This window comes from Paenibacillus larvae subsp. larvae (genome assembly GCF_002003265.1).
In the GTDB taxonomy this organism is placed as follows: Bacteria; Bacillota; Bacilli; order Paenibacillales; family NBRC-103111; genus Paenibacillus_H; species Paenibacillus_H larvae.
Genome location: NZ_CP019687.1, coordinates 3,374,517 through 3,392,341, shown reverse-complemented (window position 1 = coordinate 3,392,341; position 17,825 = coordinate 3,374,517). Strand labels below are relative to the sequence as shown.

15 protein-coding genes and 1 pseudogene are annotated in these 17,825 nt (G+C 44.2%); 1 reads left to right on the top strand and 15 read right to left on the bottom strand.

The features are described 5' to 3' along the window. Positions 1 to 63 precede the first annotated feature (63 nt). The 10 genes and pseudogenes from BXP28_RS17575 to BXP28_RS17535 form a co-directional block, all read right to left on the bottom strand. On the bottom strand, positions 64 to 2,133 hold the full coding sequence (locus BXP28_RS17575) for an ABC transporter ATP-binding protein (RefSeq protein ID WP_046654993.1): 2,070 nt from the start codon (positions 2,131 to 2,133) through the stop codon (positions 64 to 66). Continuing rightward, positions 2,130 to 3,890, bottom strand: a complete 1,761-nt coding sequence (locus BXP28_RS17570; protein ID WP_077585152.1) for an ABC transporter ATP-binding protein — start codon at positions 3,888 to 3,890, stop codon at positions 2,130 to 2,132. Before BXP28_RS17570 ends, BXP28_RS17575 begins: the two co-directional genes overlap by 4 nt. 169 nt (positions 3,891 to 4,059) lie before the next feature. Beyond that, positions 4,060 to 4,203 (bottom strand): hypothetical protein, encoded by a 144-nt coding sequence (locus BXP28_RS22925; RefSeq protein WP_024095476.1) that lies wholly within the window; start codon positions 4,201 to 4,203, stop codon positions 4,060 to 4,062. A gap of 279 nt (positions 4,204 to 4,482) precedes the next feature. Then, a pseudogene (locus tag BXP28_RS17565) lies at positions 4,483 to 5,313 on the bottom strand (aldo/keto reductase). Between the two features lie 150 nt (positions 5,314 to 5,463). Continuing rightward, complete coding sequence (locus BXP28_RS17560) at positions 5,464 to 5,742, bottom strand: hypothetical protein (protein WP_036655571.1); 279 nt, start codon at positions 5,740 to 5,742, stop codon at positions 5,464 to 5,466. A gap of 11 nt (positions 5,743 to 5,753) precedes the next feature. Continuing rightward, entirely contained in the window at positions 5,754 to 6,407 is a 654-nt protein-coding gene (locus tag BXP28_RS17555) for an ATP-binding cassette domain-containing protein (RefSeq protein ID WP_023482279.1), read from the bottom strand. Positions 6,408 to 6,596: 189 nt separating this feature from the next. Further along, complete coding sequence (locus BXP28_RS23465) at positions 6,597 to 7,685, bottom strand: stage II sporulation protein M (protein WP_174567579.1); 1,089 nt, start codon at positions 7,683 to 7,685, stop codon at positions 6,597 to 6,599. A gap of 397 nt (positions 7,686 to 8,082) precedes the next feature. Next, positions 8,083 to 8,658, bottom strand: coding sequence for a hypothetical protein (locus tag BXP28_RS23460; protein ID WP_023482281.1), 576 nt, complete (start codon positions 8,656 to 8,658; stop codon positions 8,083 to 8,085). Between the two features lie 79 nt (positions 8,659 to 8,737). After that, positions 8,738 to 8,959, bottom strand: coding sequence for an uberolysin/carnocyclin family circular bacteriocin (locus BXP28_RS17540; RefSeq protein WP_036655577.1), 222 nt, complete (start codon positions 8,957 to 8,959; stop codon positions 8,738 to 8,740). Positions 8,960 to 9,111: 152 nt separating this feature from the next. Next, the gene (locus BXP28_RS17535; protein ID WP_024095479.1) at positions 9,112 to 9,375 is read right to left on the bottom strand and encodes a hypothetical protein; all 264 of its coding nucleotides are present in this window, start codon (positions 9,373 to 9,375) and stop codon (positions 9,112 to 9,114) included. A 236-nt stretch (positions 9,376 to 9,611) separates the two neighbouring features. Here BXP28_RS17535 and BXP28_RS17530 point away from each other — a divergent pair, with 236 nt between their 5' ends. Continuing rightward, positions 9,612 to 12,242: a collagenase gene (locus BXP28_RS17530; RefSeq protein WP_046654994.1), complete on the top strand. Its 2,631-nt coding sequence runs from the start codon at positions 9,612 to 9,614 to the stop codon at positions 12,240 to 12,242. Positions 12,243 to 12,286: 44 nt separating this feature from the next. Here BXP28_RS17530 and BXP28_RS17525 read toward each other — a convergent pair whose 3' ends face one another. The 5 genes from BXP28_RS17525 to BXP28_RS17505 form a co-directional block, all read right to left on the bottom strand. Further along, positions 12,287 to 13,132 (bottom strand): DUF72 domain-containing protein, encoded by an 846-nt coding sequence (locus tag BXP28_RS17525; RefSeq protein ID WP_023482283.1) that lies wholly within the window; start codon positions 13,130 to 13,132, stop codon positions 12,287 to 12,289. Further along, the gene (locus BXP28_RS17520; RefSeq protein ID WP_036655579.1) at positions 13,129 to 13,821 is read right to left on the bottom strand and encodes a metal-dependent hydrolase; all 693 of its coding nucleotides are present in this window, start codon (positions 13,819 to 13,821) and stop codon (positions 13,129 to 13,131) included. Before BXP28_RS17520 ends, BXP28_RS17525 begins: the two co-directional genes overlap by 4 nt. A gap of 89 nt (positions 13,822 to 13,910) precedes the next feature. Next, entirely contained in the window at positions 13,911 to 14,663 is a 753-nt protein-coding gene (locus BXP28_RS17515; protein WP_036655583.1) for a DeoR/GlpR family DNA-binding transcription regulator, read from the bottom strand. Positions 14,664 to 14,920: 257 nt separating this feature from the next. Next, on the bottom strand, positions 14,921 to 15,325 hold the full coding sequence (locus BXP28_RS17510) for a DUF3221 domain-containing protein (RefSeq protein WP_023482286.1): 405 nt from the start codon (positions 15,323 to 15,325) through the stop codon (positions 14,921 to 14,923). Positions 15,326 to 15,587: 262 nt separating this feature from the next. Then, positions 15,588 to 17,819 (bottom strand): thiamine pyrophosphate-dependent enzyme, encoded by a 2,232-nt coding sequence (locus BXP28_RS17505; RefSeq protein WP_046655000.1) that lies wholly within the window; start codon positions 17,817 to 17,819, stop codon positions 15,588 to 15,590. Positions 17,820 to 17,825: the final 6 nt, after the last annotated feature.

The following is a 17,825-nucleotide window of genomic DNA, read 5'->3' as shown; positions in this document are numbered from 1 at the left end:
ATGTACAGGCGTTTCAAATATAGTAAAAAGCAGGCAGCCCAAAACTCCCTGCTTTTCACATCATCAAGTTGCCGGGAGTCCTTCGCCCGGCACCGGGTCTGTCTGCCGCTGTATCTCCTGCTCGGCAGCTTTCTTGCCTTGCTGGAGCTCATACATGCGGTAGTAGCGTCCTTTTAGCTGCATTAAAGTATCATGCGGGCCCCGCTCGGCGATTTCCCCGCGATGCAGTACCAGGATTTGATCCGCGTTCCGGATGGTAGACAACCGGTGCGCGATAATAAAGGTGGTGCGGCCCTGTTTCAGCACCTCAAGCGCTTCCTGGATGACGGCCTCCGTCTCGGTATCAATGCTGGCGGTCGCCTCATCCAGGATCAAAATCGCGGGGTCGAAGGCCAACGCCCGCGCGAACGAAATGATCTGCCGCTGTCCGGCTGAGAGCGTGCTTCCTTTTTCCAGCACCGTCTCGTCATAGCCTTTCGGCAGATGGGCAAGCACCCGCTCCGAACCGACATCGCGCAGCGCCTTCTCTACCCGTTCACGGCTGATGGACGGATCATTAAGGCTAACATTGCTCGCCACCGTCCCCGTGAACAGGAACGGGTCCTGAAGCACGATGCCCATATGCTGCCGCAGCATCTGCTTCGGAATATCCCGGATGCGCATTCCGTCGATGAGGATCTTGCCTTTTTGCGGATCATAAAACCGGAACAGCAGGTTCATGATCGAGCTTTTTCCTGATCCTGTATGCCCTACTAACGCCACCGTCTCTCCTTGCTTTGCTTCAAAAGAAACCCGCTTCAATACGTACTCCTCTTCTTTATAGGCAAAAGAGACCTTATCGAATACCACATCCCCGCGGTATCTAGGCATGCTTTCATGAGAGACAGGTTCACCCGGTTCATCCATCAGTTTGAAAACCCGCTCAGCAGAAACAAGGGACTGCTCCAGATTTGCGAGCTGGTTAGCCATTCCGGTAACGGGCTGGAACAAGCGTCCCAGGTAATCTACATACGCATACAGAACACCAAGGGAAATGGCCGTCCCGGCTGTCAGTGATGCCCCTCCGAAATACCATAGTGCCACGACCAGTGACAAATTCCGAAGCACATTCGTCAAATTATGCCCGGTCAACGCATTCAAACTCAGCATCTTGTTCTGGTATTTAAAATATTCCTGATTTAATTCTTCAAACTCCCGGTTCGTTTCTTTTTGTCTGCGGAAAATACGGATAATCGGCATTCCCTGAATGGATTCGTTAATCATGGCATTAATGTCACTTAACCGGGAACGGATTATTTTATTGTATTTATTGGCAAATTTTCTATAGACGACGAACCACAAGGCAAGCAGCGGCAAAAGCAGAAGGCTGATGCCCGCAAGGCCGGGATTAAGCAGGAACAAGGCCACATAAATACCCGTGATATACACAAAACCGGAAAAAAAGTTCGCAAGAACCGAGACAAACAAGTCACGTACCGCCTCAGTATCATTCGTCACCCGGGATACCACTTTCCCAGCCGGTAGATTATCAAAATACTGAACCGGCAGACGCTGAATATGAGCATATACGTCCAGCCGGAGTGTCTGAATGACCCGATTGGCGGAAATTTGCAGTATATACCGCTCGCCGTATTGGAACAAAGCCGATATGACCAGTAAAACCATATAAAATCCTACCAGCAAGAGTATATAAGGCAGTTCCGGCTTGTAAAAGGAAAACAGTTCCCCGGTCGTCAGCAGATTTGCCTGATATACAGATACACTCCCGTCTTTGGCGGTAACCGCAAGCTTACCCTCTTCCCATTTCCTTTCCCCGTCCTGCACAATTGTCTCGGCGGTAAATACGAACTGCCTTCCTACCTGCAGCACCCTGGCCTGTCTGGCAGGGTCCGGTGCTTCCGCCATGCGGTCACTTCGGGTGTAATGTTTCCCCTGATATGAAACAGCATTTTCCCCGGCTCCGGTTTCGTACCATACTTTTTCTATGCCGAGAATGTTCGTATCAATCATCTTCTTGGCGATGAAAGGACCTGTCAATTCCGCAGCGACAGAGATACCAAGCATCAGCAAAGCTATAATAAACATTTTTTTATATTTCATCGCGTATCGAAAAAGCCGCTTGCTTACACTCATGCATTCACCTCCGCTTCACTCAGATTGGATTCCACTTGCTGCCTTTCGAATTGTTCCCTGTACCAGCCGCCCAAAGCAACCAGGTCCTCATGGGTACCTTGCTCCGCAATTCTGCCATCCTCCATCACAATAATCCAATCGGCATGCTCCACGGCAGACAGACGGTGACTGGAGATTAACGTTGTTTTCCCTGATCGTTCCCGGCGGATATTTTCTATAATACGGGCTTCCGTCCGGGCGTCCACAGCGGACATGGCATCGTCAAGGATCAGAATTTCGGGATCGCCGATCAGTGCCCTGGATAAAGATACGCGCTGTTTCTGACCTCCCGACAAGGCCACACCTTTTTCCCCAACCAGCGTCTCAAGTCCTTGGGATAATGTTTCTATATCTTGGCTGAATAAGGCGTCCTGGATGGCTTTCTGAACGTCCCCATCAGAACCTCCGGATTTACCGAACAAAATATTTTCCCTGACCGTCTTGGAGAATAGAAGCTGTTCCTGAGGTACGTAGCCAATCCAGCCATGAAGCTGTTCTAGAGAAAGGTGTTCAATAGGAACACCGGAAATTCTGATACTCCCTTTGAGTCCCGGGTATTCCCTCATCAATTGCTTGATCAGCGTAGATTTGCCGCTTCCTGTCCGTCCCACTATGCCGAGCGTTTGCCCTCTTTTCAGTGTGAAACTTACATGCTTCAGATTATCAACGGTGGAAGAGGGATACCGGAAGGTAACATCCTCGAATTCAATTGTCTCCGGTGAATCTACATAAGTGGGGTGAGGGCGTTCCGAAACATCTTCAGAATAACCCAGCGTTTCATTCACCCGGTCCATGGAGGCGGAACCGCGCTGCATCACATTGATAAGCTCACCCAGTGCGAACATCGGCCAGATCAGCATGCCCAGATAGACGTTAAACGTAACAAGGTCTCCCAGTGTGATACTGTTTTGAAAAACCAGATAGGCCCCGTATCCAAGACCGATCATATAACTGATTCCGACCAAAACCTTGATAGTAGGATCAAAAAGGGCATCGATGCGGGCGACGGAAGCATTTTTGGCATAGACATCTTCCGTAATATCCCTGAACCGGTTGCGATCTTCCTGCTCCTGTACATAAGCGCGGATCACCCTAACCCCGGAAACGGATTCCAATACTTGATCATTCATATCTCCGAATGCGTCCTGGGCTTTCGTGTAACGTTCGTGGATCGTCTTCCCGTATACCTTCATGGCCAGGGCTATAAAGGGGAGGGGCAGCAAAGCCGCAAAGGTAAGCTTCCAGCTGATGGCAAATCCCATGGTGCATAAGATGACGATCATAAACGCCGTGGAATCGACTAAAGTTAAAATCCCAAAGCCGGCCGTAATGGAAACTGCCTTTAAGTCATTGGTCGCTCTTGCCATCAGGTCTCCCGTCCGGTTTCGTTCATAAAAAGTCGGCGTCATTCTCATAAAATGTTTCATCAAACGGGACCGAAGAATCCGTTCCACCCAGTAAGCTCCACCAAATAATTGATACATCCATACATACGTAATGCCATAAATAATAAATGTAAGACCAAGGGTAAATAGCAGAAGTTCTGCCAATCTCCCGTATGTAATGGTCCCTTGCTGGATCCCATCCACCACTCTCCCCACAATCTGCGGTGGAATAATATCCCCAACCCCTACTAAAATCAGCAGGACTACAGCAATCGTATACCTCTTCCAATGCTGCCGGAAAAACCACCGCAATTTGTACAAAATGCTTAACAATATGTCCACCCCCTATGGAAAATTCCCATTCTTTCATCATTCCTAACTCCACTTTTCCGAATGGACCCGTGGATAAAGACAAAAAGAGCATACGTCTGCTGACATATGCTCTGTACAACCTCTTGGACGGTAAGCACAATTTGCTCAGCCAATTAGGGAATGCTTCCCCTCAAAACGCCTGCTCATGAACCTGCTTACACAATTTAAAAGGCATTGCTCCGGGATCGGAAAGGGGCTGCTCCATATTCATTTGGGTAGATGATAGTCCGTATTGCTGCTGGATAGGAGCTATTTTTTGCACATTTTGTAACATGAAGACCACCTCTTCCCTTTTCCATTTTCTTCAAAATTGATTTTTACATGTTGTGATTGTACCCTGCCTTTAGGCGGTTGTCAATGAGTTCTTTTTCTGGAAATTTGAGTATAATTTTTCTTTCCTATGCGGCATTAACGCCTAAAAGTTAACGCATGATTACCGGTCGTTCCAACAACGGTCATAGATGTGCTTGGAAGCGGCATGGACATGCATACTGCCGCTCTATAAAAAGAGCCCTGGTCCGATGATTACCGAACCAAGGCTTCTGGGGTTTAGTTAGAACAAGAATTCATCCGGATTAGGACCGTTCCGTTCATCCGGATTAGGACCGTTAATGCGTTCCATATCTTCTTCGGATAATTCAAAATCAAAAAGATCGGCGTTTTGTCTGATACGTTCTGGATTAACCGATTTGGGAATAGTCACAACCTCGTTTTACAGATCCCAGCGCAAAATAACCTGGGATGTGCTCTTCCCGTACTTATCCCCGATCTCTTTCAATGTTGGATTATCAAGCAGCTTACCCTGCATAAGCGGGCTCCAGGCTTCCAGTTGAATGCCCTTTTGCTTGCAGTAATTGCGGAGTTCCACTTGACTAAAACGAGGGTGGAATTCGACCTGATTTACTGCAGGTACTACATCTGCAGCTTCCATCAGCCGGTTCAAATGATGAACATGGAAGTTACTTACTCCAATTGCGCAAATGTATCCCTCTTTATAAAGCTTTTCAAAGGCCTTCCAAGTATCCACGAACTTTTCGCCTTTACCCGGCCAATGAATGAGATACAAATCCAGGTAATTCAGACCCAGCTTTTTCATGCTTACGTCAAAAGCTTTTAGTGTAGATTCGTATCCCTGTTCTGTATTCCAAAGTTTCGTTGTTATAAAGAGCTGGTCCCTCTGTACGCCGGAATCTTTGATCGCTTTGCCTACGCCTTCTTCGTTTTCATAAATGGCTGCGGTGTCAATGCTTCTATAGCCGACTTCAATGGCTGCTTTAACTGAATGATAAACTTCACCTTCTTTGACGTTCCATACGCCCAGCCCAAGCCAAGGCATTGCAACACCATTGTTCAATGTGGCTGCATCTGATAAATGTTTGCTCATGATTCTACCTCTCAAAATGGAATGTGAACATATACGTTTATCATACCACACAAAATTTGGGAAAAGAATAAATTCCCTAGGGTATACATGACGACTTCCTACGCTTAAAGGCAGGGGCTCCTCAGACCATTGAGGTTCATAAAATTTAATTTAAATCAAGTAAGAAACAAACGCAATCAGCAAAAGAACGGACAGAAAAAGCTTGGTCCAATTCAACCAAATCGGGCGATATCCTTTCAGTGTTTTCATACAAATCCACCAGCTTACTAGAAAAATGAGTACGATTACGATTTTATTGCTTTGGACATGAAACTTTCCCAAAACATAATCACTGATATAGAAATTGTCCCTTATTTTAATGCTGAAAATAACACATACCATCATAACAATTCCAAAAAAATACCCCACATATCTAAATGTCCGGTTCACCAAATTCCTCCTTATTGCTCCTTCAACACTTCACTTTCTCTAAGTTCCCCATTTTCCAGTACCAGGCTCCTTGTCGCTAACTTACGGCTTATCTCATTAAGATGTGACACAAAGAGGATGATGCTTCCTTGTTCAGCCCTATTTATCAGCATATTCATGGCCACTTCTTGTGAGTCCTGATCAAGGGGAGAGAAAGGCTCGTCTAATAAATACATGGAGGTTTCCCGGGCAAAAACAGCAGACCAATATAATTTATGTCTCATTCCCAGAGAGTAATCTTTTACAAATTGGTCTAATGCCTCATCCATACCAAATTGATGTATCATCGTTGAAAAGCTTTCAAAATGATCCTGTGGAATATCAAATAATGCCTGAAAGAAATCAGCGTTCTCTTTTCCCGTTAAATAATCAAACAGATACGGTTCCGAAGGAATATACGTTACCTGTGACAGGATCTCCTCTCTTGATTGACTTAATCGCCCCTTAAAATAAATTTGGGAATCCGTTTCAATAAGCTGCGTAATAATTCGCAGAAGTGTGGTCTTTCCGCTTCCATTGGCTCCTCTCAGCCATATAATCTCTCCGGGACTTGCGGATAAGTGAATATTTTTTAATAAAAGCCGGTCTTTTTCGTAACCAAAATTGATCTCCTTTATTTCGAACATAAGGCTTCTCCTTTAAACTTCTATCTCAAGAATAAAGATACTTTCCATAATAGCTGCAATAAAAAATAACAAAATAATGCAAAATAATATAGGAATAAGTTCAATTTTAACTAATTTATATTGCAAGTTTTTGTTTTTAATACTGGCTGTAATGAATCTCCAAATCATAAACGGATAGAGGCAAGACAACTATATTGCAGGTATTTCAAAAATAGCATGCGGGAGAAATGCTGTAATAATACTTTCACCCATATTGTTTTGCAAAGTTATCTCAATACCTACACCTGCGGATATGCCGCTTATAGCCCCAAGTGCCAAGCTTCCAAAGCCATATGTTACAAACCCCAATAAAATAGTCAGGAAAGCTTGTTTTGTATTATGAAAAAAATAATCCATCCATGTAAGATTGGGTGATGAAATAACAAGAGGATTTTGATAGCTTTGGCTGATCATTCCCCATAGGAAAGAGGCTATAAAAACTAAAATAATCAGAATCGATTTCGTGGAATACGTTTGCCAATAATACTTAAATACTCCCATTTTCATTTTGCCGTTCATAAAAGCAATACCCATCCTTATGTTTTTTGTCCCTGGAAGAATAATAGAAAAAAAATAACGCAAAACCCCACAAAACGAACAAGATGAAGAAAATATCATAGAATAACTTCTGCCCCTGCTCAAAATGGATAAAATCCCCAATAAAAAAACAATACATAAACCGGCATTCAGCATCCTTTTAGGTATCATGAAAGATTGGTGTACAAATTTCGATTCGTAAGTGTCTATGCGAACCATAAATAAATTGGGATAGTCGAACCGACTGCAAAATTTCATCCAAACTGTGCTTATAAACGCACTTATGAAAAATAATAACCAAGAACCAATAATACCCACTAACAATTGCATAAAGGATCCATTTAGTAAAAAAACACCAACAATTAACACCCCGTTTATAACACACTGTAAGGGAATCAACAAAATCATAATCAGCCTCATTTTTGTATTCATAAATTGGTTAATTGAATATTTAGGAGATAGTTTTACCAGATCAATCTGCCTCAGTTCGCTTGAAGGGTGTAAAATAGGATAACTCCACAGCCATAACCATATAGTCTGAGATAAGGCAAACCAGCAAATAAACCAAATGGTTAAAACAAAGCTGGAGTAATCATGAAGACTCAACAAAACAAAAGATAGGCCCAGCAACGAACTCAATGCAGGAGGAAAAACTAGGGAAATGCTATGCGGGAGTTTGGTATTCTTGATTATTCTTTCCATTATTAACAAATCCCTATTTACCCAGGGAAGATTAGGGAAGAAAATTTTACCTAACCACCTATACATACGGAAAATGTAATTTTTCGAGTATGTAATAATGGATATTCTAGGATTTTGTACAAACTGAAATCGTCTAGAATAATTTAATAGATAATACACAATTACAGAAGCATATACAATAACCAAAGTTCCCACTACATAATAGAACCATCGTGTTTGAAAGATATGTACCAAAAAATCAAACTTGTCCAAAAATACCGTTTTGACGTTAGAGGAAAAATAACCAATTATCGTCATGAAACCTTGTTGATAAATCTCAAAAGGAACGGGTCTTTGAATCAACGGAAGCAGAAACCACCTGCTTAGAAGCGAAACAAACCCAAATATTACAACCAGCTTAAACAAATAAATGATGGAATTCTGGTTTTGAATCTGTAATAGTCAAACCCCATGATTTCAATACTTCTTTTTTTAAGTTCACATAATAAATAGTTGAAATGAATAAGAGCCAAATTAAAATCAAAAGCAATCCGGATATAAAATCTGGTGATAATCTTATGAGGACATATATGGCAATAATTTCAAGCATCAATTCATGAAGCCAAAACATAAGTACCTCAGATAATAAAATAACATTTAACAATTCAAATCTGTTAATGGAAGTTTGCCATAAACATTCGTGTATAGGATGGTGGCTTATTCTGTTTGCGTTTTGTCTAGCCATTGTACCAGGAAGCAGGAGATTAAACAGAAGTACAATAAATATAACTATTCCCTTAAATTGGGGGTCGGTAATACTTTCAAATACCAATGCAAAAAGTAAAAGAAGCATATTTTGAAACAAAAGTGTAATCATCCAACTTAAGGTGGCTGGAAGCTGAATCCCAAATTCCTCCTTAGTTTTTTTCGTTACCATAACAAAATCCTGGCGAAGCTGATCAACCATCATATGTTTCAAAATGGTATATTTCATAGCACCCTCCTAAACATCAAATCCAAAATTAACCATCTTTAAAAGGAGACAGCCGTCTCCTTTTAAAGATAGCTAACAATTACCATACAATAGCTTGTGCCTTGAGATTTCTCTTGAGCAAATCTTTCACATAAATAATAGCGTAATCAACCATTGCACTTGTAACAGCTAGTCCACCTGCTGATAAAATCGCCATAATAGTTGATACAGCTACAAATGCCCACCCTGCAGCATCAATGACATCAACAATCTTTTTTGCCATCCCGGTACTAATACCAAGATATCCCGCAATTTGAAACAATAGAATCCCTCCTTTCATTTGAAATTCCATACTTTCTATTAAATATTACTATTAAATACATTTTTGTCAATAATTACAGCGAATTTCCCTCTATATAATATAAAGACCCCATAGAGTATCTATAGGGCCTTTTAACATCATGGGAAGCTGCCTTAAGGTTCACGCCTCATTTGGCTTAAATCCTCCTTCTCCAGTTCCAGTTCATTCCGGATCTGTTCCACAACCTCCTGGCTGTGGCTAAGCTCAGCCTGACTAACCGCGTTTTCGGCATGCGCTATTGATTTATAGGCTTGGTTAACTGTCTGGTTCGTCGGATGCGTCATTGCCTGGGAAATGGCATTGTGTACCTTTTCCACGGAATTTTGGGCCTGGGAAATCGGATTTTGTGATTGAAGGCTGGAGTCATTTTTGGCCATGTCTCTGGGTACCTCCTCATGATTCGCTATGGTCCTTCTCAGGAGCACGAAGTTATTATGAGAAAAGAAAGCCTTTTCTATACACAAGAAGAAAAAAATGGTGCGAAATCTTTATCTTTCGTAAGGTGAATCCGATATTAAAAATGACTGTTCATAAATCAAACAGAAACGTTATTATTTTCCTTTTCTGGGATGATAGTTTTGAACAGATAATCAAAATAAGGAGTTACGTACATATGAAACGCATTTGGATCAGCATTTTGTTATCTGGAATGCTCTTAGTTTCTTCGACAGCGGTTTGGCCGTCTGGAACCGTTAAGGCCCAGCAGCTGTCCGAAACGCTTGCCGGAATGATGCAAAATGACACCGGTACAGAGCAATTATCCGAATCAAACAAACCTGAACAGGAAGTAAAACGCCTGAAACGCCAGACTGATCAAGATTATAGTATGGCGTATTTAAATTCACTTCCCTATAACGAGCTTGTTGATCTGCTCACAAGTTCGAGCTGGACACAAATTCCGGAACTTTTTAAATTCAATCCGGACTCTCGCCAATTTTATGAGAATCAAGACCGCTTCCAGTCCATCATCGACGCTCTGAAAACAAGAGGAAGCCAATTTACGGAAGATGATGACAAAGGGATTCCTACACTGGTAGAGGTATTACGCTCCGGGTATTATTTAGGCTATTACAATCAGGAGCTGGGATTCCTGAACACCCGGGAATATAAGAAAAAAGTGCTGCCCGCAATAAATAAAATGATGGACAACCGTTTTTTTGCATGGGGATCTGCAACCCAGAACGAAGTCATCGGGGCGGCCGGAAAATTGATTTCCAACACAACTGTGGACACGGAAACCGTGAATCGTATGGCCGGGTTGGTGAAGGACTTTGTTGAACATGTGGATGATTATGCCGGAGACCACGGGAAGAGCAAGGCATTTTACGATGTCATACAAGGAATCGGTTATGTGCTGTTGTGGGATTTGAGTGAACCTGACAAACAAGCCATTAAGGGAAATATTGATGCGTACTTAAACCCGCTATTCCTGTTGGCAAAGCAGGGACCTTCGTCTGCAGATAAAGTCTGGTTGACAAACAATGCGGTATATTATACCGGAGAGCTGGCGCATTATCACAGCAATCCGGATAAGGCGAATCAGGTGCTCACGGATTCAATGAATTCGCAACCGCGTCTTAGTGAATTGTTCTTTACTGCTGCCCGGCAAATTTCAGAGCATTATGCAGGAAAAGATTATAACGGCAACCGGATCGACCTGGAAAAGTTAAAGAACGAGGGAAAAACGCATTATTTGCCGCAGCGTTTTTCGTTTGATGATGGCAAGTTTATTTTCCAAACAGGCGGCCAGTTGAAGGAAGAACAGATTCAGCGGTTATATTGGGCAGCTAAGGAAGTGAAAGCGCAATTCCACCGTGTAGTCGGCAACGACAAAGCTCTCGAAAAAGGTAATGCAGATGATGTGTTGACCGTGGTGATTTATAATAACCCGGATGAATACCGTATGAACAATTATTTATATGGCTATAGTACCGATAACGGGGGTATTTACATAGAAGGAATAGGTACATTCTTCACTTATGACAGAACTGCAGAACAAAGTACCTACAGCCTGGAAGAACTGTTCCGGCACGAATTTACGCACTATCTGCAAGGGCGATATGAAGTCCCGGGTACTTGGGGCAGGGGACCTTTATATGAAAGCGGAACGATGCCCTGGTTTGAAGAAGGCGGGGCCGAATTTTTTGCCGGGGCTACCCGGACGGATAGCATCCAGCCCCGGAAATCGGTAGTAGGCAATTTAAGGCAGGATAGCCCTTCCCAACGCTACTCTGTATCACAGACCCTGCATGCCCAATACGGTTCTTGGAAATTTTATGATTACTCATTCGCCATGTTCAATCATCTTTATCAAACCGATCTTTCTGAACTTAACAAAATTAATAATATGATTCGGGCCAATGACTCCCACGGATATAAGGACAATATCGAAAAACTAAGTAAAGACGAGAAATTAAACCGCGAATTCCAACAGACTATTGAACAGCAAATATCCCAGTATGACAGCTTGAGTACTCCTCTCGTTTCCGATGATTATATGGAAGTGCCTCAGCCGAAAAACACGTCGGAAATCTATGCGGAAATCGCGAATGCGGCCGGCTTGTCTAACGTCAAGACCGAGGAGCATGAGTCCCAGTTTTTCAAAACGTTCACCCTGCAGGGTATCTATACGGGAGGACCGTCAAAAGGAAAAGTACAGGACTGGAAAACGATGAACGGGTTGACGGACGGATTCCTAAAAAGCTTGTCCGGCCTAACCTGGAACGGATACAATACCGTAACCGCTTATTTTACAAACTATCGCGTAACAGAGGACGGCCGTTTTGCTTACGACGTCGTCTTCCATGGTAAGTTACCGGAAAAAGAAAACCCTGGCGCTGGCGGAAACCCGGATAACGGCCATAGTGGAAACCCTAATACGGATAACGAACATAATGGAAACCTTTCGGGCGACCAGGAACCAAACAATACGTTCAAGCAGGCAAGCCAATTAAAATTGAAACAAACGGTTTCCGGAACCGTGGGCGGTTCGGACTATGCGGATATTTACCGTTTTGAAGTGAAGCACCCGGGGCAATTGGACATACTTTTGGAGGCGGATAAGGAGCAAGGAGTGGCCTGGCTTTTGTATCATGAGTCAGACTTACAAAATTACACGGCCTACCCGGATAAGGTGGAAGGAAAGCGTCTGTCGGGATCTCATGAGGCCAAGGCTGGTACTTATTATTTATATGTTTACAGCAGTAAATCCGTAATTTTTTCCTTTATAGAGTTGTCACCATAAGATTTGATTTATGGTGACAACTCTTTTTCTATATGTCGATAGAACTAAAATAAATCCAGTTGTCTTGGAGCAAGATCTTGATAATCAATGTCTAGTAAGTTAATGAGCTGTTTCGCGTTGGCTGCCGCATCCCCGCCTGAATTATTGTTGAAAATAACGGCTATCTCGCGGACAGATTGTTCAAGAATACGCAGCCGCTCCGCCCATTCCTTCAATTCTTGTTCATTATACCGGTATAAGTATCTGACTTCCCGCCAGTTTTCATTTCCGCTCTGGTTCCACCCCCGTACATTCCGGCCATGGAGACGTACCAAGGTCAGCTTCTCGTCCGTCGGAACAGCCACTGTCGGAATCGAACCTTCTCCGGCCTGCGGTTCATCACAAATGCTGTGGATCCACTGCTCCCGCTTCATAAAAGCAAGCGTCTTCTCCCTCATTTCCGGTACAAACCAGCTCTGATGCCGAAATTCCAGGGCCACCGGAACGTCTTTCATCCGTTCCCGTGTCTCCTTAAGAATATCTACATTTTCCTTGATACAGGTGAACCAGGGCGGATATTGAAACAGCACTGCCTTAAGCTTTCCCGCCTCACGCATGGGCCGGAGGGATTCCAAATAAGCATCAAACATCTCCTTGGTATCCGTAAAAGGGTTCTTGCCCCGCAAATGTCCGGTCATTCCTTGGTAGGCTTTGCAAATAAAAGAGAAGGAATCCGGTGCCTGTTCCGTCCATTTGCTCATATTGTGAAGGGATTGAACCGCATAAAAGCAGCTGTCCACCTCTACAATAGGGAAATGCCCGCAGTACATAGGAAGCCTATCCTTGGATTTAGGAGTCCCTTCATATAAATCTTCATGGTCCCCCCATCCGGTAAGCCCGATTTGAATCATGCTTCTACCTCAAGACCTTGACCCGGTTTCAGATGAACTCCGTTCAGGCGGAATTTCTTCAGACTTTCCACCCACTCATCTCCATCCTGACGAATAGGCGGGAACGTATTGAAATGCATGGGGATATAGGTTTTTGCTCTCAGCCAGGTAGCAGCTACCAGTGCTTCTTGCGGCCCCATCGTAAACACATCGCCGATTGGCAAGGCAACCGCATCTATCCGGTTCGTATCTCCAATCAGCTTGATATCTCCAAACAAAGCCGTATCACCGGCATGATAAAAGGTAACGCCTTCCATAGTAAGCAAAATTCCGGCTGGGTGCCCCCCATCCAGGAATTTCCCCTGCTCCAGCTCAAAGCTGGATGTATGGAAAGCCAGTGTAAATTTGATTTCGCCAAAATCGAATTTATAGGACCCGCCAAGGTTCATGCCAAAAGTTTTAGCCCCTAGTTCAGCAAAATGCCCGGCAATCTCATAATTAGCCACAATCACACAACCGTTGTTTTTGGCGATGGTGAGAGCGTCCGCAATATGGTTATAATGACCGTGGGTCAACAAAACAGCGTCCACCCGTATGTCCGAGGCTTTAACCGGAGCAAGGGGATTATTGTCAAGAAAAGGGTCAATGATGACCGAATGTTGTTCCGTTTGAGCCAAAAAACAAGAATGTCCGTAGTAAGTCAGCTTCATTATGCTCTCTCCTTTAAATAAAATGATTGGAGCGGCAGGCTCCCTTAATTCCACTATATACCCATTTTATTTATTTTTGAAAACACTTTTTATAGGGAAACAGCATGAATGTGTATGCCTCTTTGATTGAGTTGATGATGCTGCTCTTTCGTCAATCCCTCATCCGTAATGATATCACTTAACAAATCGGCGGGGGACATCTGCCAAGATTCAATCGGAAGCTCCTGATGGGTAGCGATGAGAATCTTTTTATGAGCCCTTTCGGCCAACATACGGATACTTTGGAGTTTTTCGGGTCCGGGCGGCTCTTTACCAGGACCCCATAGATCCGAAGCAGAAAAAAAGCAACGGTCAAACGTAAACAGCCGCGTTATACCCTGAGCCAGCAGATCATCCATAACTCCGCATTGGCTAAGCTTTCCTCCCGTCACATACGTCGTTATCTTTTTTCTTGTACGAAGGATTTCGGCTGCTTTGGTAGAATTGGTCACTACAGTAAGGGGGAGATTATGCGGGATAGATCCGATCATATCCAGGTGGACATTCGCTCCTCCGAGAAAAATTACTTCTTTGTTACGAAGCAAACCTGAGGCATACTCCACAATCGGTTCCATCTGTTCCCGGGCATATGAACCTGCCGGGTAACTCCTGGTTTTAAAACGGGGAGGAAGCATAGCACCCCCATGAGTTTTGCGCAGCAGTCCCCGTTCTTCCAAAATGGTCAGGTCCCGGCGGATCGAATCCATTGACAGATGGAATCGTTCTGCAAGCTCTTTGACGTATACTTTTTTGTTTTTGTTCAGCAAGGCAACAATCTGTTCTCTCCGCTCTTCGGAAAACATGGCTATCCCTCGTTTCAACGGAACTGGTACTAATGTTTTTAGTTTGCAACAATTGGAAAGAAGTATACACCGTCTCCGATAGAGACATTTATCCTGTTCCCTTGCTTCATTCTCCCTCCGTTCAGAAAAGAACATGTTAGACCTGTATCTCTCCTTATCAAGGAGTGCTAATTGAGTAATTTAGACTACAAAACCCAGTACCTGGGCGGTACTGGGTTGTAGCTTACCAATAATAAAAAATAATTTTTCTAGGTTAATTACTCTGATATTTTTTCAATGGTAGGTGAAATAGCAATTGGTGGAATGAATTTAGTCATGGCTTTTGCAAACACATTCAGTTTATCACCGACCTCATAAGTATCATGACTTGTAACGGGAACTTTTAACAGCTTATTTTGATAAGCCAATTCCCACCAACTTTCCTGATATAACAATGCTTCCTCTTTTGTAGAAGTATCCGCCACGAACATGTAATGGTTATCAATAGAAATGACATACCCAGTGAAAGGCAGTTGCTCCTGTTTCACAACAGACGAGACAGAAGTGGCCCCCGATGAAGATCCATCCGGATGTGCAAAAGCGGGTGCTCCACCTGCGGTAAAGCCAATGCCTAATGCAAGTGTAGCTGCTACAGTTATTAATTTTTGTTTTCTCGTGATCATAGCTTTTATCCCCCTTAGATTAGAGTTTCACAAATATAAATGTCATTTCTCACTTTTCTTTTACTATAAATAACCCCAGCGCCTGAACGGCACTGGGGTTGAATTTTTCCAATAATTTAGAAATCAAGCTGAATGAATCAATTTCATAACTTAGATTTTCATCCGAAACGGGTACAAGATAGAGTTAAATCTGAACCGTATTTATCTATATCTTCTTTATTAAGCGCTCACCAGTTGTATCATGAAATTGACTCGAATCATTTTATAAATATGGGCTTTCGTGCTTGGCTTTCAGCTTGTTCCACCTGCGTTCCACTTCGTCTTCGAACGCCTCCAAAGTGGATTTATGCTCGGGTAGCAGCAAGTGCTTCGTCTTTCCCATTAGGCTCAGCCAATCGTTTAAGGATACGCGTTTCTTTTTATCTTCCGGATTATAGGTTATCTTCGTAACCCCATGCTCCACTTCATATAAGGGGAAGAAACAGCTGTTTACGGCGGCTTCTACGATTTTGGTTCCTGCGTCATCCTTCGCCTTCCAATTCCGACAAGAAATAAGGATTTTACCGTAAACCGTTCCCTCATGCCGGGCATACCATTGGGCCTTGGCCGCTTTTTTGATCAAATCCTGCGGAAAGGCCTCCGTTCCTGTAAAGACGTACGGAATATTCGTAGATGCCATGATTTGAGCCGTATCCTTGTGATGAAACGGTTTCCCTCCAAAACCGCCGCCGATCGCGGAGGTAGAGGTCATATGTCCCATCGGAGTAGAGTAAGACAACTGGGCTCCGGTATTCATGTAGCCTTCATTGTCATACTCCAAAATAATCAGTCTATGGTTGCGCAAAGCTGTACCAATTGCCGGACCCATTCCGATATCCATGCCGCCGTCACCTGTGATCATCACGAAGGTAACGTTTGATTCATCCACCTGAACCTCACCACGGCGTACCCGTTCCCAGAACATCTCTACTACACCTGATAAAGTGGCGGAACCGTTCTGAAATAGATTGTGAATGTAGTTCACCTTGTGGGCAGAATAAGGATAACCGGTCGTAACGACCATCGCGCAGCCCGTATGATAAAGGACCACGACATCCCCCTCGATTCCTTTAAAGAACATGTCAAGTCCGGAGAAAATGCCGCATCCCGGGCAAGCCCCGTGTCCGGGCGCAATCCTTTTCGCTTTAGCCGTCAGAGCCCGCATGGTAGGCATTTTGACCTTAAGCTCTCCAGTAGCCGCATCCCGGGTTACAGATATAAATCCGGATGTCTCTGCCTTGCTGAGCGGCCCTGCCTTTACTGCCTTATCCTGCACCGTTCCCGGTGTATGTCCGTGATAATCAAAACGTTTAACCTCTTTGCCGGCAAGAGCATCCAGGCACAGCTCATAGAAAGAAAAAGCATCTTCGAGATAGAAATCTTTCCCGCCCAAACCGTAAATGCGGGTATAAACCGAAGCTGAAGAGCCCGCATCCAGAAGAGCTGATTTCAGTTCATGGCTGAGGTTCCCTCCATAAGCCCCGTAAGAATCGGCTCTCTCTCCCATCAGCACAACCTTAACACCGGAAAGCGCTTTTTGCAGAGCCTCTTTAGGAAAGGGGCGGATTACATTCGGTGATACCACTCCGGCCCTCACACCCTGAAGCCGGAGACGGTCGGCTGCGTCTTTCGCTGTATCTGCAGCCGAATTAAGCAGAACAAGAGCAATGTCAGCATCCTCCATCCGGTACGAATCCAGAAGCCCATAATGCCGTCCTGAAAGTTCTTCATATTCGGCAGCTATTTGAAGAAACACTTGCCCAGCCCTGTACATGGCTTCAGACTGCTGGTATTTGTTATTGATATAATCCGGGTCGTTCATATACGGGCCAATGGTAACCGGATGCTTCGTATCTGTTGAATCTACGTAGACAGGACCGGTTTTGCCGACAAACCCCTCCACTGTCTTCCGATCCTCGAAATAATGAACCCTGCGTTTCTGATGGGAAGTGAAAAAGCCGTCAGATGCCACGATAACAGGGAGCCTGACATCGGCATGCTCGGCCACTTTGAGCGCTATCAGGTTCATGTCATATACAGCCTGGGGATCTCTCGCCATGAGAATCGGCCAGCCTGTATTTAAGGCATAATACAAATCGGAATGATCCCCGCGGATATCAAGAGGTCCCGATACTGAACGGGTGACCAGATTAAGTACCATCGGAAAACGCGTACCTGACTGGACAGGGAGCTGCTCCAGCATATACAGGAAACCATTGGCGGAAGTTGCATTGAATACGCGTCCTCCCGCGGTGGCAGCCCCATAGCATATACCCGCAGAACCATGCTCACCATCCGCGGGTATCAGCTTAATATCGTGTTCACCGTTTGATTTCATTTCCTCCAGATATTCCGCAATCTCCGTGGATGGAGTGATAGGGAAATACCCCATCAGATGATAGTTAATTTGCGCTGCCGCCTTGGCGGCCATTTCATTCCCGGAACGGAAATCCATCTTCTG